The sequence below is a fragment of the Streptomyces sp. NPDC048192 genome, from assembly GCF_043202415.1.
Lineage (GTDB): Bacteria > Actinomycetota > Actinomycetes > Streptomycetales > Streptomycetaceae > Streptomyces.
The window spans coordinates 104,595-128,793 of the sequence record NZ_JBIDAL010000009.1; the positions used below are offsets into that span (position 1 = coordinate 104,595).

At 71.6% G+C, this 24,199-nt stretch carries 21 protein-coding genes; 2 read left to right on the plus strand and 19 right to left on the minus strand.

The features are described 5' to 3' along the window. Positions 1-4: 4 nt before the first annotated feature. The 6 genes from carB to pyrR form a co-directional block, all read right to left on the minus strand. Positions 5-3,313, minus strand: coding sequence for a carbamoyl-phosphate synthase large subunit (gene carB, locus ACGFZN_RS20530; RefSeq protein ID WP_393859897.1), 3,309 nt, complete (start codon positions 3,311-3,313; stop codon positions 5-7). Further along, positions 3,306-4,448, minus strand: coding sequence for a glutamine-hydrolyzing carbamoyl-phosphate synthase small subunit (gene carA / locus ACGFZN_RS20535; RefSeq protein ID WP_393859898.1), 1,143 nt, complete (start codon positions 4,446-4,448; stop codon positions 3,306-3,308). Before carA ends, carB begins: the two co-directional genes overlap by 8 nt. Beyond that, positions 4,445-5,005, minus strand: coding sequence for a hypothetical protein (locus tag ACGFZN_RS20540; protein ID WP_393859899.1), 561 nt, complete (start codon positions 5,003-5,005; stop codon positions 4,445-4,447). Before ACGFZN_RS20540 ends, carA begins: the two co-directional genes overlap by 4 nt. Continuing rightward, complete coding sequence (locus ACGFZN_RS20545; RefSeq protein WP_393859900.1) at positions 5,002-6,288, minus strand: dihydroorotase; 1,287 nt, start codon at positions 6,286-6,288, stop codon at positions 5,002-5,004. The genes ACGFZN_RS20540 and ACGFZN_RS20545 overlap by 4 nt, the downstream gene beginning before the upstream one ends. Before the next feature lie 5 nt (positions 6,289-6,293). Continuing rightward, positions 6,294-7,265, minus strand: a complete 972-nt coding sequence (locus ACGFZN_RS20550) for an aspartate carbamoyltransferase catalytic subunit (RefSeq protein ID WP_393859901.1) — start codon at positions 7,263-7,265, stop codon at positions 6,294-6,296. 91 nt (positions 7,266-7,356) lie between these two features. After that, the gene (gene pyrR, locus ACGFZN_RS20555; protein WP_393859902.1) at positions 7,357-7,935 is read right to left on the minus strand and encodes a bifunctional pyr operon transcriptional regulator/uracil phosphoribosyltransferase PyrR; all 579 of its coding nucleotides are present in this window, start codon (positions 7,933-7,935) and stop codon (positions 7,357-7,359) included. 253 nt (positions 7,936-8,188) lie between these two features. On the opposite strand from pyrR, the gene bldD reads away from it, so the two are divergent. After that, complete coding sequence (gene bldD / locus ACGFZN_RS20560) at positions 8,189-8,692, plus strand: transcriptional regulator BldD (RefSeq protein WP_043498969.1); 504 nt, start codon at positions 8,189-8,191, stop codon at positions 8,690-8,692. A 165-nt stretch (positions 8,693-8,857) separates the two neighbouring features. On the opposite strand, the gene nusB is transcribed toward bldD, so the two are convergent. The 13 genes from nusB to ACGFZN_RS20625 all read right to left on the minus strand — a co-directional run bounded on the left by nusB (position 8,858) and on the right by ACGFZN_RS20625 (position 21,829). After that, a complete protein-coding gene (gene nusB / locus ACGFZN_RS20565; RefSeq protein ID WP_351813130.1) occupies positions 8,858-9,292 on the minus strand; it encodes a transcription antitermination factor NusB in 435 nt (144 codons plus the stop codon). A gap of 2 nt (positions 9,293-9,294) precedes the next feature. Next, positions 9,295-9,861, minus strand: coding sequence for an elongation factor P (gene efp / locus ACGFZN_RS20570; RefSeq protein ID WP_014671526.1), 567 nt, complete (start codon positions 9,859-9,861; stop codon positions 9,295-9,297). A 60-nt stretch (positions 9,862-9,921) separates the two neighbouring features. After that, positions 9,922-11,028, minus strand: a complete 1,107-nt coding sequence (locus tag ACGFZN_RS20575; protein WP_393859903.1) for an aminopeptidase P family protein — start codon at positions 11,026-11,028, stop codon at positions 9,922-9,924. Positions 11,029-11,177: 149 nt separating this feature from the next. Next, complete coding sequence (locus tag ACGFZN_RS20580; protein ID WP_393859904.1) at positions 11,178-12,065, minus strand: Pro-rich N-terminal domain-containing protein; 888 nt, start codon at positions 12,063-12,065, stop codon at positions 11,178-11,180. 182 nt (positions 12,066-12,247) lie between these two features. After that, a complete protein-coding gene (gene aroB, locus ACGFZN_RS20585) occupies positions 12,248-13,339 on the minus strand; it encodes a 3-dehydroquinate synthase (protein WP_393859905.1) in 1,092 nt (363 codons plus the stop codon). Further along, complete coding sequence (locus ACGFZN_RS20590) at positions 13,336-13,818, minus strand: shikimate kinase (RefSeq protein ID WP_393860200.1); 483 nt, start codon at positions 13,816-13,818, stop codon at positions 13,336-13,338. Before ACGFZN_RS20590 ends, aroB begins: the two co-directional genes overlap by 4 nt. Before the next feature lie 32 nt (positions 13,819-13,850). Continuing rightward, on the minus strand, positions 13,851-15,035 hold the full coding sequence (gene aroC, locus ACGFZN_RS20595; protein ID WP_393859906.1) for a chorismate synthase: 1,185 nt from the start codon (positions 15,033-15,035) through the stop codon (positions 13,851-13,853). Positions 15,036-15,200: 165 nt separating this feature from the next. Next, positions 15,201-16,040: a shikimate dehydrogenase gene (locus ACGFZN_RS20600; protein WP_393859907.1), complete on the minus strand. Its 840-nt coding sequence runs from the start codon at positions 16,038-16,040 to the stop codon at positions 15,201-15,203. After that, positions 16,021-17,679: an endolytic transglycosylase MltG gene (gene mltG / locus ACGFZN_RS20605; protein WP_393859908.1), complete on the minus strand. Its 1,659-nt coding sequence runs from the start codon at positions 17,677-17,679 to the stop codon at positions 16,021-16,023. Before mltG ends, ACGFZN_RS20600 begins: the two co-directional genes overlap by 20 nt. Before the next feature lie 177 nt (positions 17,680-17,856). Then, positions 17,857-18,321: a Holliday junction resolvase RuvX gene (gene ruvX / locus ACGFZN_RS20610; protein ID WP_393859909.1), complete on the minus strand. Its 465-nt coding sequence runs from the start codon at positions 18,319-18,321 to the stop codon at positions 17,857-17,859. Between the two features lie 28 nt (positions 18,322-18,349). Beyond that, complete coding sequence (gene alaS / locus ACGFZN_RS20615) at positions 18,350-21,022, minus strand: alanine--tRNA ligase (RefSeq protein ID WP_393859910.1); 2,673 nt, start codon at positions 21,020-21,022, stop codon at positions 18,350-18,352. Next, positions 21,022-21,378 (minus strand): hypothetical protein, encoded by a 357-nt coding sequence (locus ACGFZN_RS20620; protein WP_393859911.1) that lies wholly within the window; start codon positions 21,376-21,378, stop codon positions 21,022-21,024. Before ACGFZN_RS20620 ends, alaS begins: the two co-directional genes overlap by 1 nt. 16 nt (positions 21,379-21,394) lie before the next feature. Then, the gene (locus ACGFZN_RS20625) at positions 21,395-21,829 is read right to left on the minus strand and encodes a DUF948 domain-containing protein (RefSeq protein ID WP_209438828.1); all 435 of its coding nucleotides are present in this window, start codon (positions 21,827-21,829) and stop codon (positions 21,395-21,397) included. 152 nt (positions 21,830-21,981) lie between these two features. Here ACGFZN_RS20625 and ACGFZN_RS20630 point away from each other — a divergent pair, with 152 nt between their 5' ends. Beyond that, entirely contained in the window at positions 21,982-24,174 is a 2,193-nt protein-coding gene (locus ACGFZN_RS20630; protein WP_393859912.1) for an ATP-binding protein, read from the plus strand. The last annotated feature ends 25 nt before the right edge of the window (positions 24,175-24,199 follow it).

Sequence of the window (24,199 nt, forward strand, 5' to 3'; positions counted from 1 at the left end):
GCCGCTAGTCCCTGGCGGCGGTCAGGTGCTCCGCGTGTTCCTGGAGCGAGCGGACGCCCACGTCGCCGTGGTTGAGGGCGTCGATGCCCTGGACGGCCGCTGCGAGGGCCTGCACGGTCGTCAGGCACGGCACCGAGCGGGCCACGGCCGCCGTACGGATGTCGTAGCCGTCGAGGCGGCCGCCGGTGCCGTACGGGGTGTTGACGATGAGGTCGACCTCGCCGTCGTGGATGAGCTGGACGATGGTCCGCTCGCCGTTCGGGCCGGTGCCCTCGGACTGCTTGCGCACGACCGTGGCGTTGATGCCGTTGCGCTTGAGGACCTCGGCGGTGCCGGAGGTGGCCAGCAGCTCGAAGCCGTGCGCGACCAGCTCGCGCGCCGGGAAGATCATCGAGCGCTTGTCGCGGTTGGCGACCGAGATGAACGCCCGGCCCTTGGTGGGCAGCGGGCCGTACGCGCCGGCCTGCGACTTGGCGTACGCCGTGCCGAAGACGGAGTCGATGCCCATGACCTCGCCGGTGGAGCGCATCTCCGGGCCGAGGACGGTGTCGACGCCGCGGCCGTGGATGTCGCGGAACCGCGACCACGGCATGACGGCCTCCTTGACGGAGATCGGCGCGTCCAGCGGCAGCTCGCCGCCGTCGCCGTTCTTCGGCAGCAGCCCCTCGGCGCGCAGCTCGGCGATGGTCGCGCCCAGCGAGATCCGGGCGGCGGCCTTGGCCAGCGGCACCGCGGTCGCCTTCGAGGTGAAGGGGACCGTGCGGGAGGCGCGCGGGTTGGCCTCCAGCACGTAGAGGATGTCGCCCGCCATCGCGAACTGGATGTTGATCAGGCCGCGGACCCCGACACCGCGCGCGATGGCCTCGGTGGAGGCGCGCAGCCGCTTGATGTCGAAGCCGCCGAGGGTGATCGGGGGCAGGGCGCACGCGGAGTCGCCGGAGTGGATGCCGGCCTCCTCGATGTGCTCCATCACGCCGCCGAGGTACAGCTCCTCGCCGTCGTAGAGGGCGTCGACGTCGATCTCGATGGCGTCGTCCAGGAAGCGGTCGACGAGGACGGGCCGGGAGGGGCTGATCTCGGTGGACTCGGCGATGTACGCGGCGAGGCGGGTCTCGTCGTAGACGATCTCCATGCCGCGCCCGCCGAGGACGTACGACGGCCGGACCAGCACGGGGTAGCCGATCTCGTCGGCGATGGCCTTGGCTTCGGCGAAGGTGGTGGCCGTGCCGTGCTTCGGGGCGGGCAGGCCCGCCTCGGCGAGGACGCGGCCGAAGGCGCCCCGGTCCTCGGCGGCGTGGATGGCCTCCGGGGAGGTGCCGACGATCGGCACTCCGTTGTCCTTCAGGGCCTGTGACAGGCCGAGCGGGGTCTGGCCGCCCAGCTGCACGATCACACCGGCGACCGGCCCGGCCTGCTGCTCGGCGTGGACGATCTCCAGCACGTCCTCCAGCGTGAGCGGCTCGAAGTACAGCCGGTCGGAGGTGTCGTAGTCGGTGGAGACGGTCTCCGGGTTGCAGTTGACCATCACGGTCTCGTACCCGGCCTCGGACAGCGCGAAGGAGGCGTGGACGCAGGAGTAGTCGAACTCGATGCCCTGGCCGATGCGGTTCGGGCCGGAGCCCAGGATGATGACGGCCGGCTTCTCGCGGGGCGCGACCTCGGACTCCTCGTCGTAGGCCGAGTAGAAGTACGGCGTCTTCGCGGCGAACTCGGCGGCGCAGGTGTCGACCGTCTTGTAGACCGGGCGGAGGCCGAGCGCGTGCCGCACCTCGCGGACGACGTCCTCGCGCAGGCCGCGGATCTCGGCGACCTGCTGGTCGGAGAAGCCGTGCCGCTTGGCCTCGGCGAGCAGGTCGCGGGTCAGCTCGGGGGCCTCGGCCAGCTCGTCCGCGATCTCCTTGATCAGGAAGAGCTGGTCCACGAACCACGGGTCGATCTTCGTGTACTCGAAGACCTCCTCGGGGGTGGCGCCCGCGCGGATGGCCTGCATGACGGTGTTGATCCGGCCGTCGGTGGGGCGGCGGGACTCCTCCAGCAGCGCCTGCTTGTCGCCCGGGTCGCCGACGAAGGTGAACTGGCTGCCCTTCTTCTCCAGCGAGCGCAGCGCCTTCTGGAACGCCTCGGGGAAGTTGCGGCCGATGGCCATGGCCTCGCCAACCGACTTCATGGTGGTGGTCAGCGACGAGTCGGCCTGCGGGAACTTCTCGAAGGCGAACCGGGGGGCCTTGACGACGACGTAGTCGAGCGTGGGCTCGAAGGAGGCCGGGGTCTCGGCCGTGATGTCGTTCGGGATCTCGTCCAGGGTGTAGCCGACGGCCAGCTTGGCGGCGATCTTGGCGATAGGGAAGCCGGTGGCCTTGGAGGCCAGGGCCGACGAGCGCGACACGCGCGGGTTCATCTCGATGACGATCACGCGACCGTCCTCGGGGTTCACCGCGAACTGGATGTTGCAGCCGCCGGTGTCGACGCCGACCTCGCGGATCACGGCGATGCCGATGTCCCGCAGGATCTGGTACTCGCGGTCGGTCAGGGTCATCGCGGGCGCCACGGTGATCGAGTCGCCGGTGTGCACGCCCATCGGGTCGAAGTTCTCGATGGAGCAGACGACCACGACGTTGTCGTTCTTGTCGCGCATCAGCTCCAGCTCGTACTCCTTCCAGCCGAGGATGGACTCCTCCAGGAGCACCTCGGTGGTCGGCGAGAGCGTGAGGCCCTGCCCGGCGATGCGGCGCAGCTCCTCCTCGTCGTGCGCGAAGCCGGAGCCGGCGCCGCCCATGGTGAAGGACGGGCGGACGACGACCGGGTAGCCGCCGAGGGTCTCGACGCCCTTGAGGACGTCGTCCATGGAGTGGCAGATGACCGAGCGGGCGGACTCGCCGTGCCCGATCTTCCTGCGGACCTCCTCCACGACCTCCTTGAACTGGTCGCGGTCCTCGCCCTTGTGGATGGCCTCGGGCCGGGCGCCGATCAGCTCCACGCCGTACTTGGTGAGAACGCCGTTCTCGTGCAGGGCGATGGCGGTGTTCAGCGCCGTCTGGCCGCCCAGGGTGGGCAGCAGGGCGTCGGGGCGCTCCTTGGCGATGATCTTCTCGACGAAGTCCGGGGTGATCGGCTCGACGTAGGTGGCGTCGGCGATCTCCGGGTCGGTCATGATCGTCGCCGGGTTGGAGTTGACGAGGATGACGCGCAGGCCTTCGGCCTTGAGCACGCGGCACGCCTGGGTGCCTGAGTAGTCGAACTCGGCGGCCTGGCCGATGACGATCGGGCCGGAGCCGATGACCAGGACGGACTGGATATCGGTGCGCTTAGGCACGCTGGCCCTCCATCAGGGAGACGAAGCGGTCGAACAGGTAGGCGGCGTCGTGCGGACCGGCGGCCGCTTCGGGGTGGTACTGGACGGAGAAGGCCGGCTGGTCGAGCAGCTGCAGCCCCTCCACGACGTTGTCGTTCAGGCAGACGTGCGAGACCTCGGCGCGGCCGAACTTCGTCTCGCTGACCTTGTCGAGCGGCGCGTCGACGGCGAAGCCGTGGTTGTGCGCGGTCACCTCGACCTTGCCGGTCGTACGGTCCTGGACCGGCTGGTTGATGCCGCGGTGGCCGTACTTCAGCTTGTAGGTGCCGAAGCCGAGGGCGCGGCCGAGGATCTGGTTGCCGAAGCAGATGCCGAACAGCGGGGTCCTGCGCTCCAGGACGGCGGTCATGAGCGCCACCGGGCCGTCGGCGGTCGCCGGGTCGCCGGGGCCGTTGGAGAAGAACACGCCGTCCGGGCCGACCGCGTAGACCTCGTCGGCCGTGGCGGTGGCGGGCAGGACGTGCACCTCGATGCCGCGCTCGGCCATGCGCTGCGGGGTCATGCCCTTGATGCCGAGGTCGATCGCGGCGACGGTGAACCTCTTCTCGCCGATCGCGGGGACGACGTACGCCTCCTTGGTCGCGACCTCCTCGTACAGGCTCGCGCCCTTCATGTGCGGCTGGGCCTGCACGCGCGCGACCAGCTCGGAGTCGGCGGCGATCGCCGCGCCGGAGAAGATGCCGGCGCGCATGGAGCCGCGCTCGCGCAGATGGCGGGTGAGCGCCCGGGTGTCGATGCCGGAGATGCCGACCACGCCCTGGCGCTCCAGCTCGTCGTCCAGGGAGCGCTTGGCGCGCCAGTTGGACGGCACGCGCGCGGGGTCGCGCACGACGTAGCCGGAGACCCAGATGCGGCCGGACTCGTCGTCCTCGTCGTTCCAGCCGGTGTTGCCGATCTGGGGGGCGGTGGCGACGACGATCTGGCGGTCGTACGACGGGTCGGTGAGGGTCTCCTGGTAGCCGGTCATGCCGGTGGAGAACACGGCCTCGCCGAAGGTCTCCCCCACGGCCCCGTAGGCGCGGCCGCGGAAGATGCGGCCGTCCTCCAGGACGAGTACGGCGGGAACCCTGTCAGCTCCCCTTGTGGAGGTCGTCATCGTGCGCCTTCCGTGTCGTTGATCATGTGGTTCAGGGTGTCGACCCACTCGGCGTGCTCGGCCGCGTGGTCGGAGCGGAAGCCGGAGTCGATCAGCTTGTCGCCCAGCGTCCAGGTCACCACCAGCAGTCCGCCCTCGGTGAGGACCTTGCCGGCGATGCCCTTGTCCAGCCGGGCGCCGCGCAGTGCGGCGGCGGGGACGAAGAAGTCGCTCGCGCCGGGGCGCTCGACCTCCAGGCCCGCGTCGGTCAGGGTGAGCTCGGCCCGGCTTCGGGTGCCCAGGCCGTGGGCCACGATGCGGTCCAGCCACTGGCCGGCCGTGGTGGAGCCGTGGTAGCGGCCGCTCATGCTCAGTTTCACCGGGCCGGTCTCCTCCGGCGCGCCGGGCGGCGCGGGCAGGTCGCTCTGGAGCGTGCCGCGCCACTTCCAGCCCTCGCGCATCAGCCAGTAGACGAGCGCGACGAAGAGGGCGAGTCCGACGAGCCAGCCGATGCGGGCCGGCCAGTCGGTGACCGGGGCCGACTTCTCCGCCTCGGCCAGCAGGATTACAGGTGTCACGTGAGCTTCCCGTCGACGAGCGTGGCCTTGCCCCGCAGCCACGTGTGCGTCACACGGCCCGGCAGCTCGCGTCCCGCGTACGGGGTGTTGCGGCTGCGCGAGGCGAAGCCCGCGGGGTCCACCTGGCCACGGTATGCCGTGTCGACGAGGGTGAGGTTGGCGGGCTCACCAGCCGAGACGGGACGGCCGTGTCCGGTGGCCTGTCCGATCTGCGCGGGCTTGACGGACATCCGGTCGGCGACGCCGGCCCAGTCCAGCAGGCCCGTTTCGACCATGGTCTCCTGGACCACTGACAACGCGGTCTCCAGGCCGACCATGCCCATGGCGGCGGCGGCCCACTCGCAGTCCTTGTCCTCGTGCGGGTGCGGGGCGTGGTCGGTGGCGACGATGTCGATCGTGCCGTCCGCCAGGGCCTCGCGCAGGGCGTGCACGTCGCGCTCGGTGCGCAGCGGCGGATTGACCTTGTAGACGGGGTTGTAGGTGCGCACCAGCTCGTCGGTGAGCAGCAGGTGGTGCGGGGTCACCTCGGCGGTGACCTGGATGCCGCGGGACTTGGCCCAGCGGACGATCTCCACGCTGCCGGCGGTGGACAGGTGGCAGATGTGGACGCGGGAGCCGACGTGCTCGGCGAGCAGCACGTCCCGGGCGATGACCGACTCCTCGGCGACGGCCGGCCAGCCGCCCAGGCCCAGCTCGGCGGAGACGACGCCCTCGTTCATCTGGGCGCCCTCGGTCAGCCGCGGCTCCTGCGCGTGCTGGGCGACGACCCCGCCGAAGGCCTTCACGTACTCCAGCGCGCGGCGCATGATCACCGCGTCGTCCACGCACTTGCCGTCGTCGGAGAAGACGGTGACGCCGGCCGCCGAGTCGTGCATGGCGCCCAACTCGGCGAGCTTCTTGCCCTCCAGGCCGACGGTGACGGCGCCGATGGGCTGCACGTCGCAGTAGCCGTGCTCCTGGCCGAGCCGCCACACCTGCTCGACCACGCCGGCGGTGTCGGCGACGGGGAAGGTGTTGGCCATGGCGAAGACGGCGGTGTAGCCGCCGGACGCGGCCGCGCGGGTGCCGGTCAGGACGGTCTCGGAGTCCTCGCGACCGGGCTCCCGCAGATGGGTGTGCAGGTCGACCAGGCCCGGCAGCAGCACCTTGCCGCCGGCCTCCACGACCTCGGCGCCCTCGGCGGACAGGCCCGTGCCCACCTCGGCGATCGTCTCGCCGTCGATCAGGACGTCCTGCGGCTCCCCGCCGAGCACCTTCGCACCACGGATCAGGATCTTGCTCATGGGTGTCACTTCTCCTCAGTGCGGGTCTGGGCGGGCTCGTTGCCACCGAGCAGCAGGTACAGGACGGCCATCCGGATGGAGACGCCGTTGGCGACCTGCTCGACGGCGGTGCAGCGCTCGGAGTCGGCGACCTCCGCGGTGATCTCCATGCCGCGGACCATCGGGCCGGGGTGCATCACGACGGCGTGCTCGGGCAGCTTGGCCATGCGGTCGCCGTCGAGGCCGTAGCGGCGGGAGTACTCGCGCTCGGTCGGGAAGAAGGCGGCGTTCATCCGCTCGCGCTGGACGCGCAGCATCATCACCGCGTCGCACTTGGGCAGCGCGCTGTCGAGGTCGTACGACACCTCGCAGGGCCAGGTCTCGACGCCCACCGGCACCAGGGTGGGCGGGGCGACGAGGGTGACCTCGGCGCCGAGGGTGTGCAGCAGGTCCACGTTGGAGCGGGCGACCCGGCTGTGCAGGACGTCGCCGACGATGGTGATCCGCCGGCCGGACAGGTCCTGGCCGAGCCCGGCGTCGCGGCCGACGAGCCGGCGGCGCATGGTGAAGGCGTCCAGCAGGGCCTGGGTGGGGTGCTGGTGGGTGCCGTCGCCGGCGTTGATGACTGCGGCGTCGATCCAGCCGGAGTTCGCCAGGCGGTACGGCGCTCCGGAGGCGCCGTGCCGGATGACGACGGCGTCGACACCCATGGCCTCCAGCGTCTGGGCGGTGTCCTTCAGGGACTCGCCCTTGGACACGCTGGAGCCCTTGGCGGAGAAGTTGATGACGTCGGCGGACAGGCGCTTCTCCGCGGCCTCGAAGGAGATCCGCGTGCGCGTGGAGTCCTCGAAGAAGAGGTTGACGACGGTGCGGCCGCGCAGGGTCGGCAGTTTCTTGATCGGCCGGTCGGCGACCCGGGCCATCTCCTCGGCGGTGTCGAGGATCAGGACGGCGTCGTCGCGGGTGAGGTCGGCGGCCGAGATGAGATGACGCTGCATCTGTCAGGCTCCGTAAGGCAGTTCAATCGGGAGATTCGGGGCAGACGGGCGCGTGCGTGGGTACGCCGGAGCGCGCCCTGCGCCTGACGTGCTACTGGCCGGCCTTCACACCGAGCAGCACGGTGTCGCGACCGTCCTCCTCGGCGAGCTGGACCTTGACCGTCTCCCGCAGCGACGTGGGGAGGTTCTTGCCGACGTAGTCGGCGCGGATGGGCAGTTCGCGATGGCCGCGGTCGACCAGGACCGCGAGCTGGACCGCACGGGGGCGCCCGATGTCGTTCAGGGCGTCGAGGGCGGCGCGGATGGTGCGGCCGGAGAACAGCACGTCGTCGACGAGGACGACCAGCTTGCCGTCGATGCCGTCACCGGGGATCTCGGTGCGGGCCAGCGCACGCGGCGGGTGCATGCGCAGGTCGTCGCGGTACATGGTGATGTCGAGGGAGCCGACCGGGATCTTGCGGTCGGTGATCTGCTCCAGCTTGGCGGCGAGCCGCCGGCCGAGGAAGACACCCCGGGTGGGGATGCCGAGGAGCACCACGTCGTCGGCGCCCTTGGCGCGCTCGACGATCTCGTGGGCGATGCGGGTCAGTACCCGCGCGATGTCGGGGCCCTCGAGAACGGGCCGCGCATCGGACGCGGGCGAAGTCGCGTGCGAGTCCTGCTTGTCCATACGAAAAGGACCTCCTTCTCCGCCTCACGGGACGGACCTTAAAGGACGCCTGATTTGCGCCATCCACCGTAGCAGGTCATCCGGAGGGCTCCGGTCACCCCCCTGGCCCAACCGGTTGCCACTACCACGGAAGAGTCGGTGTGGACCATTCGGCTTGACGCAGAAGAATCACGCTGCGTAACCTCACAGTGAGTTACCAGCCGCGCGGCGGGAACCCAGCCCAGTCGCGTCGACACAGTGTCCGGGGAGCTATATGTCCAGCGAATACGCCAAACAGCTCGGGGCCAAGCTCCGGGCCATCCGCACCCAGCAGGGCCTTTCCCTCCACGGTGTCGAGGAGAAGTCCCAGGGGCGCTGGAAGGCCGTGGTGGTCGGGTCCTACGAGCGTGGCGACCGTGCGGTGACCGTCCAGCGGCTCGCCGAGCTGGCCGATTTCTATGGCGTTCCGGTGCAGGAGCTGCTGCCGGGCACCACGCCGGGCGGCGCCGCCGAGCCGCCGCCGAAGCTGGTCCTGGACCTGGAGCGGCTGGCCACCGTGCCGGCCGAGAAGGCGGGACCCCTGCAGCGTTACGCGGCGACGATCCAGTCCCAGCGCGGCGACTACAACGGCAAGGTGCTCTCCATCCGCCAGGACGACCTGCGCACACTCGCCGTCATCTACGACCAGTCCCCCTCGGTCCTCACGGAGCAGCTGATCAGCTGGGGCGTGCTGGACGCGGACGCCCGCCGCGCGGTGGCCGCGCACGAGGAGAGCTGAGCCGCTCGACACCCGAGCAGAAACGTGCCGCCGGGGTGGCCGGAACTTTGCGGTTCCGGCCACCCCGGCGGCGTTCTCATGGGCGTTGCCACGGGCGGGGCACAACGCCGGAGGGCCCGCAGCACCAGCGTGCTGCGGGCCCTCCGGCGAGGTCGTACCGGGCTTTCAGGCCTGGTCCCGGCGCAGGGACGGCTTGAGTTCCTTCAGGCGGCCCAGCAGGCCGTTGACGAACGACGGCGACTCGTCGGTGGAGAACTCCTTCGCCAGCTGCACCATCTCGTCCAGCACGACGGCGTCCGGGGTCTCGTCCACCCAGATCAGCTCGTACGCGCCGAGCCGCAGGATGTTGCGGTCCACGACCGGCATCCGGTCCAGCGTCCAGCCGACCGCGTACTGGGCGATCAGCTCGTCGATGCGCCGCGCGTGCTCCGCGTAGCCCTCGACGAGCTGCATCGTGTACTCGCTGACCGGCGGCTGCCGGGTGTCGGACCGGGACAGCCGGATCCAGTCCGCGAGGACCGTCAGGACGTCGGCGCCGCGCTGGTCGCCCTCGAAGAGGATCTGGAAGGCGCGTTTGCGGGCCGTGTTGCGGGCAGCCACGGTTAGCTGTTCACCCGGCCGAGGTAGTCGCTGGTGCGGGTGTCGACCTTGATCTTCTCACCGGTGGTGATGAAGAGCGGGACCTGGATCTGGTGGCCGGTCTCCAGGGTGGCGGGCTTGGTGCCGCCGGTGGAGCGGTCGCCCTGGACGCCCGGCTCGGTCTCGGCGATGGTCAGCTCGACCGCGGCCGGCAGCTCGACGAAGAGCACCTCGCCCTCGTGCTGCGCGACGGTGGCGGTGAAGCCCTCGACCAGGAAGTTCGCGGCGTCGCCGACGGCCTTCCGGTCGATGTGCAGCTGGTCGTAGGTCTCCATGTCCATGAAGACGAAGTACTCGCCGTCCATGTACGAGAACTGCATGTCGCGCTTGTCGACAGTGGCCGTCTCGACCTTGACGCCGGCGTTGAAGGTCTTGTCGACCACCTTGCCGGACAGCACGTTCTTGAGCTTGGTGCGCACGAAGGCCGGGCCCTTGCCGGGCTTGACGTGCTGGAACTCGACGACGGACCAGAGCTGGCCGCCTTCGAGCTTGAGCACCATGCCGTTCTTGAGGTCGTTCGTGGAAGCCACGGTTGCGGAATCTCCTGGACTGACGTACGACCCCGGGGCAGGCGCCGCGGTGGGTTGCCGCTACAGCGCGAGCAGCTCCTTGGTCGTGATGGTGAGTAGCTCGGGTCCGCCGTCCGCCTCGGGGCGCACGACGAGCGTGTCATCGATCCGGACACCGCCCCGGCCCGGGAGGTGGACCCCCGGTTCGACGGTGACCGGCACGCAAGCGTCCAGTTTACCCATGGCCGCGGGGGCCAACTGCGGGTCCTCGTCGATTTCGAGTCCGACCCCGTGTCCGGTCAGCGGCGGCAGGGCTTCCGCATAGCCCGCGGAGTCCAGCACCTGGCGGGCCGCGCGGTCCACGTCGCGGTAGGCGGCGCCGGGCGCCAGCGACTCGCGTCCGGCGCGCTGGGCGGAGAAGACCAGGTCGTACAGCTCGACCTGCCAGTCCGCGGGCGAGGTGCCGATCACGAAGGTTCGGCCGATCTCGCAGCGGTAGCCGCGGTACGTCGCCCCCAGGCACACGGAGAGGAAGTCGCCCTCCTCCACCCGCCGGTCGGTGGGGCGGTGCCCGCGGCGGCCGGAGTTGGGTCCGGTGGCGACGGAGGTGGGGAAGGCCGGGCCGTCGGCGCCGTGGTCGACCAGGCGGCGCTCCAGCTCCAGCGCGAGGTGCCGTTCGGTGCGGCCGACCAGGATCGACTCCAGCAGCTCGCCGAGGGCCTGGTCGGCGATCTCGGCGCCGATCCGCAGGCAGGAGATCTCCTCCTCGTCCTTGACCACCCTGAGCTGCTCCACGGCCGCGCCGAGATCGGTGAGGCGCAGTGCCGGGGCCGCCTCGGCGAGGGCTCTGTGGCGGGCCACGGTGAGGTGGTGTTCCTCGACGGCGAGGGAGTCGGCGTCCTGGCCCGCGGCATGGGCGGCCGCCTCGACGGCGGGGTCGCCGTTGTTCGCGGGCAGGACGTGCAGTCGCAGGTTCTCGTCGGGCCGGCCCTCGTACGGCCGGTCCTCGGGCGGACCGGTGCAGACCAGCAGGTCATCGCGCTTGCCCACCAGCAGGACGGCGCCCTGCGGGGCCGCGCCCGCGAGGTAGCGCACATTGGCGGGACGGGTGACGAGCGCTGCCGCGGTGCCGGCCGCGGTGAAGTGGTCTCTCAGCCGGGATCGGCGGGTCGCGTACACCTCTGACATGAGATGAGCGTAGGAGTTTTGTGCCGGTTATGCCGATTCGTGGGGGCCGAGTGGGGCTGCGGAGCAGGTGGGGGCCGGTGCCCGGGGTGCGCCGGACGCGGGCGCTGAGGCGGTGCGGGCGCGCCCTGCGGCACGGCGGCTGCCCCTGCTCACCAGCTCGGGGGGCTCGCTATGGCCCTCGCCAGGACCTCGTCCAGGAGGCGCGCCGTGCCCGGGATGTCCAGCTGGGAGTTGTCGATGATCGGCAGGCCCGAGCCGTACCAGCCGGCCATGCGGCCGTGGATGCGGGCGACCTCCTCGTCGGTGAGGCGGCGGTTGCCGGTGCGTTCCGCGTTGCGCTCCAGGACGATGTCCAGGCCGGGCAGGAGGACGACGGGCAGCAGGCCGGGGCCCACATGGCGTTTCCAGCCGCCGAGGCCGACGACCGGGCGGTCGGGGAAGACGGCGTCGTCCAGGATGCACGAGATCCCGTTGGCGAGGAAGTTGCGGGCGGCGAAGCCACAGGTGCGGCGGGCCAATCGGTACTGGGCCTCGGAGTTGTCGTTCCAGCCGGACTGGGGGTCGGCGAAGCCGGAGCGGACCCATTCGCGGACGTCGTCCAGGCTGATGTGCGCGGTGGGCACCCGGCGGTGGTCCGCCCAGTACTTGGCGACGCTGGTCTTGCCGGCGCCCGCGGGGCCGATCAGCAGGACGGCCAGGGTGGTGGTCGTCGGGTCGGGTATCGCGGCGGGCGCCGGGGGCGCCGCGGGCACGCCGACCGGGCCGCCGGGCGGCAGCGGGACATGACCGGTGGTGTCGGGGGCCGGCGGTCCGGCGGCGGGCCGCGGGGCCGGGGGCTGGGGCAGCGGCGGCTGCGCGGGCGTCGGCGGGACGGCGCCCGCCGGGGCCGGGAAGCCCGGCGGCGGGGGCACGGGGGCGGGCCCCTGGGGGGCTCCCGGGTGCGGGCCCGGGTGGTGTGCGGCCGAGGCCCAGCGGGCGTGCGGCCCCTGCCCCGGCTGGTGGGGCGGCGGCAGCGGAGACCCCACTGCGTGCTGCATCCGTGGCCACTCCGTCTCGTCTGTTGCGGCTCGTTCGTGCTGGCAGCAGGGCCGGGCCCGGCTGCCTACCGAACGGTACCGTCCCCCGCCGTCGTCTGGTGAAACGGCCGGGGGCCGCCCGAAGTGCCCGTTCCGCAAAGGAAGTCGAGACCGCACCTCGGACGCGGGCGGCAGCCGGGGACCTACTGGCCCACTTCGCCGTACGCGGCGAGCAGCACGGCCGGGTCCGGCCCCTCCAGGACCGTCGGCTTGGCCAGGCCGTCGAGGACGATGAAGCGCAGCAGGTCGCCGCGGGACTTCTTGTCGATCTTCATTGCCTCCAGCAGCTTGGGCCACTGGTCGTAGCGGTAGTGCAGCGGCAGGCCGACGGCCTCCAGGACCGTACGGTGGCGGTCCGCCGTGGCGTCGTCCAACCGGCCCGCCAGACGGCCCAGTTCGGCCGCGAAGTGCATGCCGACCGCGACGGCCGCGCCGTGCCGCCACTTGTAGCGCTCGTTCTTCTCGATGGCGTGGCCCAGCGTGTGGCCGTAGTTGAGGATCTCGCGCAGACCCGACTCCTTCAGGTCCGAGGAGACGACATCCGCCTTCACCCGGATGGAGCGCTCGATCAGCTCGGCCGTGTGCGGGCCCGCCGGGGTCCGCGCCGCCTCGGGGTCCGACTCGATCAGGTCGAGGATCACCGGGTCGGCGATGAAACCGGCCTTGATGACCTCGGCGAGCCCGGAGACGTAGTCGTTGACCGGGAGGGAGTCCAGCGCGGCGAGGTCGCACAGCACGCCGGCCGGCGGGTGGAAGGCGCCGACGAGGTTCTTGCCCTCGGCGGTGTTGATGCCGGTCTTGCCGCCGACGGCCGCGTCCACCATCGCCAGCACGGTCGTCGGGACGGCGATCCAGCGCACTCCGCGCAGCCAGGTCGCGGCGACGAAACCGGCGAGGTCGGTGGTGGCGCCGCCGCCCACGCCCACGACGACGTCGGAGCGGGTGAAGCCCGACTGGCCGAGCGCCTTCCAGCAGTAGGCGGCGACCTCGGCGGTCTTGGCCTCCTCGGCGTTCGGCACCTGGATGGCGATCGCCTCGAAGCCCTGCTCGGCCAGGTCCGCGCGGAGCGCGTCACCGGTCTCGGCCAGCGCCTCGGGGTGGACCACCGCGACCCGCTTGGCCTTGCTGCCGATCAACCCGGCCAGCTCGCCGAGGAGTTGGCGTCCGACCAGCACCTCGTAGGGGTCGGTGCCCGCGGTGCCGGCGACCTGGATGCGGGTGACTGCCTCGCTCATGCTTCTTTCAACTCCAGTGCGTCCAGCGCTGCTTGGGTGACCTCGTCGGGGGTGCGGCCGTCCGTCGCGACGACGGCGGTGGCGACCTCCTCGTACAGGTGCCGCCTGGCCTCCATCAGCTCGCGCCACTGCTTGCGCGGGTTGACCGCGAGCAGCGGCCGGGCCACGTTGAGGCCGGTGCGCTTGACGGCCTCCTCCACGTCCATCGAGAGGTAGAGCACCCGGTGCCCGGCGAGCAGGGCGCGCGTGTCGGCGTCGAGGATCGCCCCGCCGCCGAGCGCGAGGACGCCCTCGTGCTCGGCGAGCGCGGTGTGCACGGCCCGCTTCTCGACGGCGCGGAACGCGGGCTCCCCTTCGTCGACGAAGATCTCGGCGATGGTACGGCCCTCGGCGGCGACGATGTCCTCGTCGGTGTCCCGGTAGCCGAGCCCGAGGCGCTCGGCGAGCATCCGGCCGACGGTGGACTTCCCGACGCCCATCGGGCCGACGAGTACGACGGCGGGCACGGCGCTCACCGGATCCGCAGGTTGTCGAGGTAGGAGCGCACGTTGCGGCGGGTCTCGGCCACCGAGTCGCCGCCGAACTTCTCGGCGACCGCGTCCGCGAGCACCAGCGCGACCATCGCCTCGGCGACGATGCCGGCGGCCGGGACGGCGGAGACGTCGGAGCGCTGGTGGTGGGCCTGGGCCTCCTCGCCGGTGGTGACGTCCACGGTCCGCAGGGCACGCGGCACGGTCGCGATCGGCTTCATCGCGGCCCGCACCCGCAGCAGCTCGCCGGTGGACAGGCCGCCCTCGGTGCCGCCGGCGCGGCCGGAGACGCGCCTGATGCCCTCAGGGGTGTTCACGATCTCGTCGTGCGCCTTGGAGCCCGGCACCCGGGCCAGCTCGAAGCCGTCGCCGATCTCGACGCCCTTGATCGCCTGGATGCCCATGAGGGCGCCGGCGAGCCGCGCGTCCAGCTTGCGGTCCCAGTGCACGTGCGAGCCGAGGCCGACCGGGACGCCGTACGCCAGCACCTCGACCACGCCGCCGAGGGTGTCGCCGTCCTTGTGGGCCTGGTCGACCTCCGCGACCATCGCCTTCGAGGTGTCGGCGTCCAGGCAGCGCAGCGGGTCGGCGTCCAGCTTCTCCACGTCGGCCGGGGTGGGGTACACGCCCTGCGGGGCCTTCACCGAGCACAGTTCGACGACGTGCGAGACGATCTCGATGCCCGTGGTCTCCTTCAGGTAGGAGCGGGCGACCGCGCCGAGCGCCACCCGGGCCGCGGTCTCGCGGGCGGAGGCGCGCTCCAGGACCGGACGGGCCTCGTCGAAGCCGTACTTCTGCATGCCGGCGAGGTCGGCGTGGCCGGGGCGCGGACGGGTCAGCGGGGCGTTGCGGGCCAGTCCGGCGAGGATCTCCGGGTCCACCGGGTCGGCCGCCATGACCTGCTCCCACTTGGGCCACTCGGTGTTGCCCACCATGATCGCGACAGGGGAGCCGAGGGTGAGACCGTGCCGGACGCCGCCCAGGAAGGTGACCTGGTCCTGCTCGAACTTCATCCGGGCACCGCGGCCGTAGCCGAGCCGCCGCCGCGCCAGGTGGTCCGCCACCATCTCCGTGGTGATCGGCACGCCGGCGGGAAGGCCCTCCAGCGTCGCGACAAGTGCCGGACCGTGGGACTCCCCCGCGGTCAGCCAACGCAGCCTGCTCAACGGTGCTCCTCCGTGTTCGCGCCCGGTACTGCCCGGCGTACGCGTGTCCTCGCGTACGGCGACGGCGCGACCGGGTGCGCGACCCCGGCCCGCCACCTTCCGATCCTCCCACGTCCGGGGCCGGAAACCGGCCACAGGTCCACAAGGCGGACGTGCGGGCGGCGCTCAGCGCGCGGCGAGCGCCTTCTCGCCGGCCCGGCGCATGGCGTCCAGGGGGGCCTCAGAGCGTCCGGTCATCCGCTCGACCTGGAGCACGGCCTGGTGGACGAGCAGGTCGAGGCCGCTGACCACGGCTCCGCCGAACATGGACCAGCGGGCCGCCAGCTCGGTGGGCCAGGGCTCGTAGAGCACGTCGAACAGGGCGGCGGGCCGCTCCGGCACGGCGGCGGCCAGGGCGTCGGTGGTGCCGGCGGGCGTGGTGGCGATCACCAGCGGGGCGCGCAGCGCCTGCGCGGCGTCCGCCCAGTCGGCCGTACGGACGTCCACGTCGAGCCGCCTGCCCCACCGGCGCATCTCGGCGGCGCGGGCCTCGCTGCGGACGTAGGCGACGACCTCGCCGGTGCAGATCCGGGAGAGGGCGGCGAGGGCGGAGGAGGCGGTGGCGCCGGCGCCGAGGATGGCGGCGGAGCCGACCTGCTCGATGCCGTGCTCGCGCAGCGCGGCCACCATGCCCGGGATGTCGGTGTTGTCGCCGAGCCGGCGGCCGTCCTCGGTGAGGACGACGGTGTTGACCGCGTCCACGGAGGCGGCCGTCTCGCTGATCTCGTCCAGCAGCGGGATCACCGCCCGCTTCAGCGGCATGGTCAGCGACAGGCCCGCCCACTCGGGCCCGAGCTCCTGAAGGAAGCCGGGCAGCCCGGCCTCGTCCACCTCGAAGCGGTCGTACGACCAGCCGGTGAGCCCCAGCTCGTCGTACGCGGCCCGGTGCAGCACCGGGGAGAGGGAGTGGGCGATGGGCTTGCCGAGTACGGCGGCCCGGCGGGCGTCAGTTGCCCGAGCTGGCATTGAACTTTTCCTTGAGTTGCTTGAATTCCGCGTAGGTCTTGGCGAATTCGGTGTTGTTCACGCCGTCGGTCGCCACGAAATAGATCCAGCCGTCGTGGGTGGGATTCAGTGCCGCCTTGAGCGCGTCCTCGCCGGGATTGCCGATCGGGCCGGGCGGAAGTCCCTTGTGGGTGTACGTGTTGTACGGGCTCGGGTCGCTGTTGATCGCTTTTTCGGAGATATGGATGTTGCTGGTGCCCTTGGCGTAGTTGTAGGTCGAGTCGAACTGCAGGTACTGGTTCGTCTCGGTGTTGGTGGGCTTGAGGCGGTTGTAGACGACCTCGGCCATCTTGCGGAAGTCGTCGTTCGTCTTTCCCTCCGCCTGCACCAGGCTGGCGACGGTGACCAGCTGGAACGCGTTGTCGAGGCCGAGTGACCGGGCCTTGGAGGTGAGGCCGTAGGAGTCGTACCTGGACGTGGCCTGGGCGACCATCTGCTTGAGGATGCTGTCCGGCTTCATGCCCTTGGCGGCCGCGTAGGTGCCCGGGAAGAGGAACCCCTCAAGGGGGTCTTTTATGGAGCCGGCGTACTGGGTGTTCCGGGCCCAGGACGGCAGGCCGAAGCTCTTGTATTCCTTCTCGGCGACCTTCTCGGTGGTGCCGTCGGCGAGTTCGAGTTTCTTGTCGATCGCCTCGTAGACGCCCGCGTTGCGGTCGCCCGGCCGCACCAGGACGAAGCTGTGGCTCTTCGGGTCCAGCATCAGCCGCACGGCGCTGGCGGCGGACATCTGCTTGTTCAGGACATAGGCGCCGGCCTGGATCGTGCCGGAGCCCGGAGCCTCGCTCTGCGCGTGGACGAAGGCCCCGGCGCTCTTGACGACCCCGGCGTCCTTGAGCAGGCGGCCGATGTCCCAGCCGCCCGCGCCCTTCGGGATCTCGACCGTCACCTTCTGGGCGATGCCGTCGCCCTGGTAGTCGGGAGCCGGGGCGAAACGGTTCTGGTAGAACTTGTAGCCGAAGTAGCCGACGGTGCCGACGCCGCCGCCGAGGACCAGGACCACGACCAGGCAGGCGAAGCCGTTGCGGCTCTTCCGGCCTTTCTTGCCCTGTTTGTCTCCCTTGCCGCGCCGCTCACGGCGGCTCTGGAGCTCGTGCTCCTCGTCGTCCTCGTCGTCGCCGCCCGCGAAGAAGGCGTGGTCCTCCTCCTCGGGCGCAGCCTCGGGTTCCGGTGCGGCCTGGGGGCTCGTGCCGCCGGGCGGTTGCGCCGCGGGGTAGGGCTCTTCGGCGCCGTAGTAGTCGGGCTGCTGCCCGTCGTGGGGCATGGGCGGCCGGCCGTACGGGTCGCCCGGATCCGCGCCGTACGGCATCTGGCCGTGGCCGGCGGACGCGTCCCAGCCACCCTGCTGCGGGTACGGCTGCTGGGCGTGGCCGGGGTACTGCTGCTGACCCTGTTCGTCGTAGTACGGGTACTGCTCGTGCCCGTAGCCGGGCTGGGGCTGCCGGTGCCAGTCGTCGTACTGCGGCTGCTGCGGGTAGTACTGCTCCGGGTGCTGCGGGTAGTGCTGCGGCTGCTGCGGGTAGTACTGCTGCGGCCGGCCGCCGTAGGCAGGCTGATGGCCGTCGGGGGCCTGCTGCCCTTCCCATCCGCCGTCCCCGTACAACGGGTCCTCCGGATGCCACGGTTGGGGGCCTGGGCCCCGGCCATACTCAGTCATCGATCCCCTAGAGCCGCGAGGCCGACCGGTCACGTGGCCGGCCGGCCCGCTTCCGTTCCGCCTCTTGCTGTGCGCCCGCTGTTCGAACACCGGCACATCGCGCGGAACGTTACCGTATCGCGATCAGGTGACCACTTCGACGCCCTCGCCGGGTGCTTTACCTGACACGCGTTCGGATTCCAGAGCCTGTTGGAGGATGATGACCGCCGCCGCCTGGTCGATGACCGAGCGGCCCTTCTTCGTTTTCACGCCCGAGGCGCGCAGTCCCTGACTGGCGGTGACCGTCGTCATCCGCTCGTCGACCAGGCGCACCGGAACCGGCTTGACGCCCTTGGCCAGTTCCTGGGCGAAGGCGCGGACCTTGGCGGCGGCCGGGCCCTCGCCCCCCTTGAGGGAGCGAGGGAGCCCGACGACGACCTCGATCGGTTCGTACTCCTCCACCAGCTGCCGCAGCCTGCGGTGGGCGGCGGAAACGTCCCGGCCGGGGACCGTCTCCACCGGGGTGGCGAGGATCCCGTCGGGGTCGCACGAGGCGACCCCGATCCGGGCGTCCCCGACGTCGATCGCGAGCCGACGCCCTCTGCGCATGTCCGACCGCTTCCTTCCCGGCCCCGTCCTACTTGGCGGTGTCGGCTACCAGGCGCTCGACGGCGTCCACGGCCTCGCCGACCGCGGCCGGGTTCTGGCCGCCGCCCTGGGCCACGTCCGGCTTGCCGCCACCGCCGCCGCCGAGGGTCTTGGCGGCGGCGCGGACCAGGTCACCGGCCTTGAGACCGCGCTCGCGGGCGGCCTCGTTGGTGGCGATGACGGTCAGCGGCTTGCCGTTGTTGACGGTGAAGAGGGCCACGACGGCGGCGCGTCCGCCCTGGATGCGGCCGCGCACGTCGAGGACCAGCTTGCGCAGGTCGTCCGGCGTGGTGCCGTCCGGCACCTGACCGGTGACCAGTGCGACGCCCCTGACGTCCTTGGCGGACTCGGCGAGACCGGCGGCGGCCTGGAGCACCTTCTCGGCGCGGAACTTCTCGATCTCCTTCTCGGCGTCCTTCAGCTTGCCGAGCATCGAGGAGACCTTCTCCGGCAGCTCCTCCGGACGGCCCTTGAGCAGCTCGGTCAGCTGGTTGACCACCGTGTGCTCACGGGCGAGGAAGTGGTAGGCGTCCACGCCGACCAGGGCCTCGATACGGCGCACACCCGAGCCGATGGAGGACTCGCCGAGCAGCTTCACCAGGCCCAGCTGGGCGGTGTTGTGCACGTGGGTGCCGCCGCACAGCTCCTTGGAGAAGTCGCCGATGGTCACGACGCGGACCCGCTCGCCGTACTTCTCGCCGAACTCGGCGATGGCGCCCTGCTTCTTGGCCTCGTCGATGCCCATGATGTCGGCGCGGACGTCGAGGTCGCGGGCGAGCACCTCGTTGATCTTCTGCTCGACGTCGGTCATCACCGTCTGCGGCACGGCGGACGGGGAGCCGAAGTCGAAGCGGAAGCGGCCGGGCTGGTTCTCGGAACCGGCCTGGGCGGCCGTCGGGCCGAGAGCGTCGCGCAGGGCCTGGTGGGTCAGGTGGGTGGCCGAGTGGGCGCGCGCGATGGCCTTGCGGCGGCGGGCGTCGATCGAGGCGTGGGCCTTGGCGCCGACGGTCACCTCGCCCACCTGGACGACGCCCTTGTGGACGTACACGCCCGGCACCGGCTTCTGGCAGTCGCGGACCTCGATCACCGCGCCGGAGTCCACCTTGATCCGGCCGGTGTCGCCGATCTGGCCGCCGCCCTCGGCGTAGAACGGGGTGCGGTCGAGGACGACCTCCACCTCGTCGCCCTCGGTGGCGGCCGGGGAGGAGACGCCGTCGACGAGCAGGCCAACGATCGTGGACTCGCCCTCGGTGTCGCTGTACCCGATGAAGTCGGTCGCGCCGGCGGTGTCGGCGATCTCCCGGTAGGCGCCCATGTCGGCGTGCCCGGTCTTCTTGGCCTGGGCGTCGGCCTTGGCGCGCTCCCGCTGCTCCTTCATCAGGCGGCGGAAGCCCTCCTCGTCCACGGACAGCCCCTGCTCGGCGGCCATCTCCAGGGTGAGGTCGATCGGGAAGCCCCAGGTGTCGTGGAGCAGGAAGGCCTTGTCGCCGGACAGGACCGTGCCACCGGACTGCTTGGTCTCGGTGACGGCGGTGTCGAGGATGTTGGTGCCGGCCTTCAGCGTCTTGAGGAAGGCGTTCTCCTCGGCGAGGGCGACCTTCTCGATCCGCTCGCGGTCGGTGATCAGCTCGGGGTACTGCCGGCCCATCATGCCGATCACGGTGTCGATCAGCTCCTTGACGACCGGGCCGGTCGCGCCGAGCAGGCGCATGTTGCGGATGGCGCGGCGCATGATGCGGCGCAGCACGTATCCGCGGCCCTCGTTGCCGGGGGTGACGCCGTCGCCGATGAGCATGGTGGCGGTGCGCATGTGGTCGGTGACGACGCGCAGGGACACGTCCGAGGCGTGGGCGTCGCCGTAGCGGACGCCGGTCAGCTCGGTGGCCTTGTCGATGACGGCCATGGACGTGTCGATCTCGTACATGTTCTGCACGCCCTGCAGAATCATGGCGAGCCGCTCCAGGCCGAGGCCGGTGTCGATGTTCTTGCTCGGCAGGTCCCCGAGGATCTCGAAGTTGTCCTTGCCGGTGCCCTCGCCGCGCTCGTACTGCATGAAGACGAGGTTCCAGATCTCCACGTACCGCTCGTCGTTGACGGCGGGGCCGCCCTCGGCGCCGAACTCGGGGCCGCGGTCGTAGTTGATCTCGGAGCAGGGGCCGCACGGGCCGGGGACGCCCATGGACCAGAAGTTGTCCTTCATGCCCAGGCGCTGGATGCGCTCCATGGGCACGCCGACGACCTCGTGCCAGATGCGCTCGGCCTCGTCGTCGTCCTTGTAGACGGTGATCCAGAGCTTCTCCGGCTCCAGGCCGTAACCGCCCTTGTCCTGGGGGCTGGTGAGCAGCTCCCAGGCGAGCTTGATGGCGCCTTCCTTGAAGTAGTCGCCGAAGGAGAAGTTGCCGCACATCTGGAAGAACGTGCCGTGCCGCGTGGTCTTGCCGACCTCTTCGATGTCGGGCGTGCGCACGCACTTCTGCACGCTCGTGGCGCGCGGGAACGGCGGCTTGACCTCACCCAGGAAGTAGGGCTTGAAGGGCACCATGCCGGCGGGGACGAGGAGCAGAGTCGGGTCGTCCGCGATGAGCGACGCCGAAGGGACGACGGTGTGCCCGCGCTCCTCGAAGAAGCTCAGCCAGCGGCGGCGAATCTCGGCCGACTCCATCAGTGGTCCTCATTCCGGTTGTACGAGTGCATCGGGGCTTCGATGTACTTCGGTGTGCTGCGGTTGTCGCTGTCGTTCTCGATGGCGGTGCGGCGGCGGGGCGAGGGCAGTTCGGGGTTCGCGTGGATCCCGAGGGCCTCCTCCAGCTCGGCTTCCCGCTGGGCCATGTTGTCGCGGACGTCGAGCGCGAAGCCCACCGCGCGGTCCTTGAGCCGCTGACCGGTCTCCAGGGCCTTGTTCGCCGCGGTCGCGGCGAGGCTCTCCGGGGTCAGCTGCCTCAGCTTGCGGTTGACCTTGGTGGTTGCCCACACACCGGCGGCGACACCGGTGCTGAACCAGAACGTACGGCGGAACATCGCTCGGTCTCAGTCCTTACTTCCGCTTGCGTCGCGCGGCGGGGACCGTCCGGCCCACGATCACCGTACGCCGGGGCGCCTTCGCGGGCACGTCCTCCTTGCGGCCGCCGAGCGCCCGCCGGACGCCGTAGCCGAAGGCCGCGACCTTGACCAGCGGGCCGCCGAAGGTGGAGGCGACCGTGGTCGACAGCGCGGAGGCGTTGGACGTGACCTCCTGGACGTCCGAGGCGATCGCGTCGACGCGGTCGATCTGGGTCTGCGCGGACCGCACCGCCTGGGAGGCGTCGGCGAGCAGCGGGACGGCCTGGTCGGTCACGTCCGCCACCAGCTTGGTGGTCGCCTTGAGCGTCTGGGCCAGCCTCGCGAGAGCCACCGCGAGGAAGGAGACCAGGATCGCCCAGAAGACGGCCACCAGGATCCCGGCCACCTCTCCACCGGACACTGTGCGCACCCGCTCCCTGAAACGTGCCTCACCATCGAAAAAGTCGAGTCCGAGCCTATCGCGCCGGGGCCTGGGCTCCGTACCGCATTACCGGGCGGCGGGGACGGAGTTGCGGGAAGCGATTGTACGCGGTGCGCACGGTTCAGTACGCTCCGTGTCCCATGCGAGGTCCTCAGCGCCCGGATCCCCTCTCCGACGGCGATCCGCCCCTGGAACTGACCACCTTCGTCGGGCGCTCGGCCGAGCTGGCCGGACTGGCGGACGCGCTCGCCGGGGCGCGGCTCGTCACGGTGACCGGGGTCGGCGGGGTGGGCAAGTCCCGGCTGGCCGCGCAGGTCGCCGCCGGGTGGGAGTCCGTCTCCGGGCGGGTGGAGCTGGCCCCGGTGCGCGATCCGCAGTTCGTGGAGTACGCGGTGGTGGAGGCGCTGGGGCTGACCGACCACACCTCCCGGCCGCCCCGGCGGGCGCTGCTGGAGCATCTCGCCGGCCGGCCGGTGCTGCTGGTGCTGGACGGGTTCGAGCATCTGGCGGACGCCTGCGCCGAGTTGGCGGCGGAGCTGCTGCGGAAGCTGCCGGACCTGCGCGTGCTGGGCGTGGGGCGGCGTCCGCTGGGGCTGGCGGGCGAGCGGCTGTTCCCGCTGGCGCCGCTGGGCGAGGACGACGCGGTGCGGCTGTTCACGGACCGGGCCCGGGAGCAGGACCTGGAGGTCGCCGACGGCCCCGCGGTGCGGGAGCTGTGCCGGCGTCTGGAGGGGATCCCGCTGGCGGTGGAGCTGGCGGCCGGGCGGCTGCGGGCGCTGTCCCCGGAGCAGCTGCTGCAGCGGCTGGGCGACCGGTTCCGGCTGCTGACGGCGGGTTCCGGCCCGCCGTCCGTGCCCGGCGGGCCTCCGGCGCGCCACCAGACGCTGCGCACGGCGATCGGCTGGAGCCACGAGCTGTGCACGCCGGCCGAGCGGCTGCTGTGGGCCCGTCTTTCGGTGTTCGCGCAGACCTTCGACCTGGAGGCGGCCGAGTACGTGTGTAGCGGGGACGGGCTGCCCGCCGAGGACGTCCTGGACGTGCTGTCGGAGCTGGTGTGCCAGTCGGTGGTGACCCGCGAGGAGAGCCCGGCCGGGCCCCGCTACCGGATGCTGGACACGGTCCGGGCCTACGGCGCCGAGTGGCTCGAGGCCGTCGGGGACGCCGGCCGGCTGCGCAGGCGGCACCGGGACTGGTATCTGGGGCTGGCGACCTGGTGCGAGCTGGACTGGTTCTCGCCCCGGCAGGGCGAGGTCGCCGCGCGCGTCGAGGCGGAGCTGCCGAATCTGCGGGGCGCCCTGGAGTTCTGTCTGACCGAGCCGGACGAGGCCCATCTCGGGCAGTACCTGGCGGGGTCGCTGTGGTTCTGCTGGGTCGGCTGCGGGCGGCTCGCGGAGGGCCGCCGCTGGCTGGCGCGCAGCGTGGAACTGGAGTCGGGGTACGAGCAGTCGCGGCTGAAGGCGCTGTGGGTGCTCGGGTACGTGGCGATCCTCCAGGGCGACACCGTGTCCGCGCTGACGGCGCTGCGGGAGTGCCGGGAGCAGGCCGAGCGGGTCGCGGACTCCACGGCGGTGGCGTACGCCGAGCACCGCACCGGCTGTCTGGCGCTGGTCGGCGATGACATGGCCCGCGCGGAGACGCTGCTGCGGTCGGCGCTCGCGCGCTATCACGAGATCGGCGAACTCAACAGCAATGTGCTGATGGGCCAGGTGGAGCTGGCGATGGCCCGGGCCTTCCAGGGCGATCTCGCGGACGCGGTCCGGCTGTGCGAGGACGTGCGCCGGGTGTGCGAGGACCACGGGGAGCGCTGGGCCCGCTCCTACGCGCTGTACGTGCTGGCGTACGCGGCCTGGCGGGACGGCGCCCAGGACAGGGCGCGGGAGCTGCTCGGGGAGTGCCTGCGCAACGCCCACGCCTTCCAGGACCTGCTCGGCTCCGTGCTGGCGCTGGAGCTGCTCGCGCTGGTGACGGCGGCTCAGGGCGAGCCGGCCGAGGCGGCGCGGCTGCAGGGCGCGGCGGGCCGGATGTGGCCGTCGGTGGGGCTGCCGCTGTTCGGCTCGGCGTACTTCAACGCCCCGCACGAACACTGCGAGGCGCTCGCCCGGCAGGCGCTGGGGGACGCGCGGTACGAGGAGTGCGTACGGGAAGGGGCCCGGCTGGAGCGCGCGGAGGCCGTGGCCCGTGCGTTGCAGCGGGGCGCGGTACGGCCATTGGGGGCGCTGCCGGCGCCGCGGGGAGCGGCGCCGCCGGACAGGGCGCCCCGAAGGGGCGCGGGGCCGCGCCACGACGCGGCGCCGCCGCGGGGCGCGCCGAGTCCCCGCCGGCCCGCGCCGTGACGCCGGTCCGCGTGATCACCGCGTG

Bases quoted from the DNA above. Each gene is read 5' to 3' on its own strand.
- carA (WP_393859898.1), bottom strand. From the start codon at position 4,448: ATGACGACCTCCACAAGGGGAGCTGACAGGGTTCCCGCCGTACTCGTC.
- ACGFZN_RS20545 (WP_393859900.1), bottom strand. From the start codon at position 6,288: ATGAGCAAGATCCTGATCCGTGGTGCGAAGGTGCTCGGCGGGGAGCCG.
- ACGFZN_RS20550 (WP_393859901.1), bottom strand. From the start codon at position 7,265: ATGCAGCGTCATCTCATCTCGGCCGCCGACCTCACCCGCGACGACGCC.
- pyrR (WP_393859902.1), bottom strand. From the start codon at position 7,935: ATGGACAAGCAGGACTCGCACGCGACTTCGCCCGCGTCCGATGCGCGG.
- bldD (WP_043498969.1), top strand. From the start codon at position 8,189: ATGTCCAGCGAATACGCCAAACAGCTCGGGGCCAAGCTCCGGGCCATC.
- ACGFZN_RS20575 (WP_393859903.1), bottom strand. From the start codon at position 11,028: ATGTCAGAGGTGTACGCGACCCGCCGATCCCGGCTGAGAGACCACTTC.
- ACGFZN_RS20580 (WP_393859904.1), bottom strand. From the start codon at position 12,065: ATGCAGCACGCAGTGGGGTCTCCGCTGCCGCCGCCCCACCAGCCGGGG.
- aroB (WP_393859905.1), bottom strand. From the start codon at position 13,339: ATGAGCGAGGCAGTCACCCGCATCCAGGTCGCCGGCACCGCGGGCACC.
- ACGFZN_RS20590 (WP_393860200.1), bottom strand. From the start codon at position 13,818: ATGGGCGTCGGGAAGTCCACCGTCGGCCGGATGCTCGCCGAGCGCCTC.
- ACGFZN_RS20600 (WP_393859907.1), bottom strand. From the start codon at position 16,040: ATGCCAGCTCGGGCAACTGACGCCCGCCGGGCCGCCGTACTCGGCAAG.
- ruvX (WP_393859909.1), bottom strand. From the start codon at position 18,321: ATGCGCAGAGGGCGTCGGCTCGCGATCGACGTCGGGGACGCCCGGATC.
- alaS (WP_393859910.1), bottom strand. From the start codon at position 21,022: ATGGAGTCGGCCGAGATTCGCCGCCGCTGGCTGAGCTTCTTCGAGGAG.
- ACGFZN_RS20620 (WP_393859911.1), bottom strand. From the start codon at position 21,378: ATGTTCCGCCGTACGTTCTGGTTCAGCACCGGTGTCGCCGCCGGTGTG.
- ACGFZN_RS20630 (WP_393859912.1), top strand. From the start codon at position 21,982: ATGCGAGGTCCTCAGCGCCCGGATCCCCTCTCCGACGGCGATCCGCCC.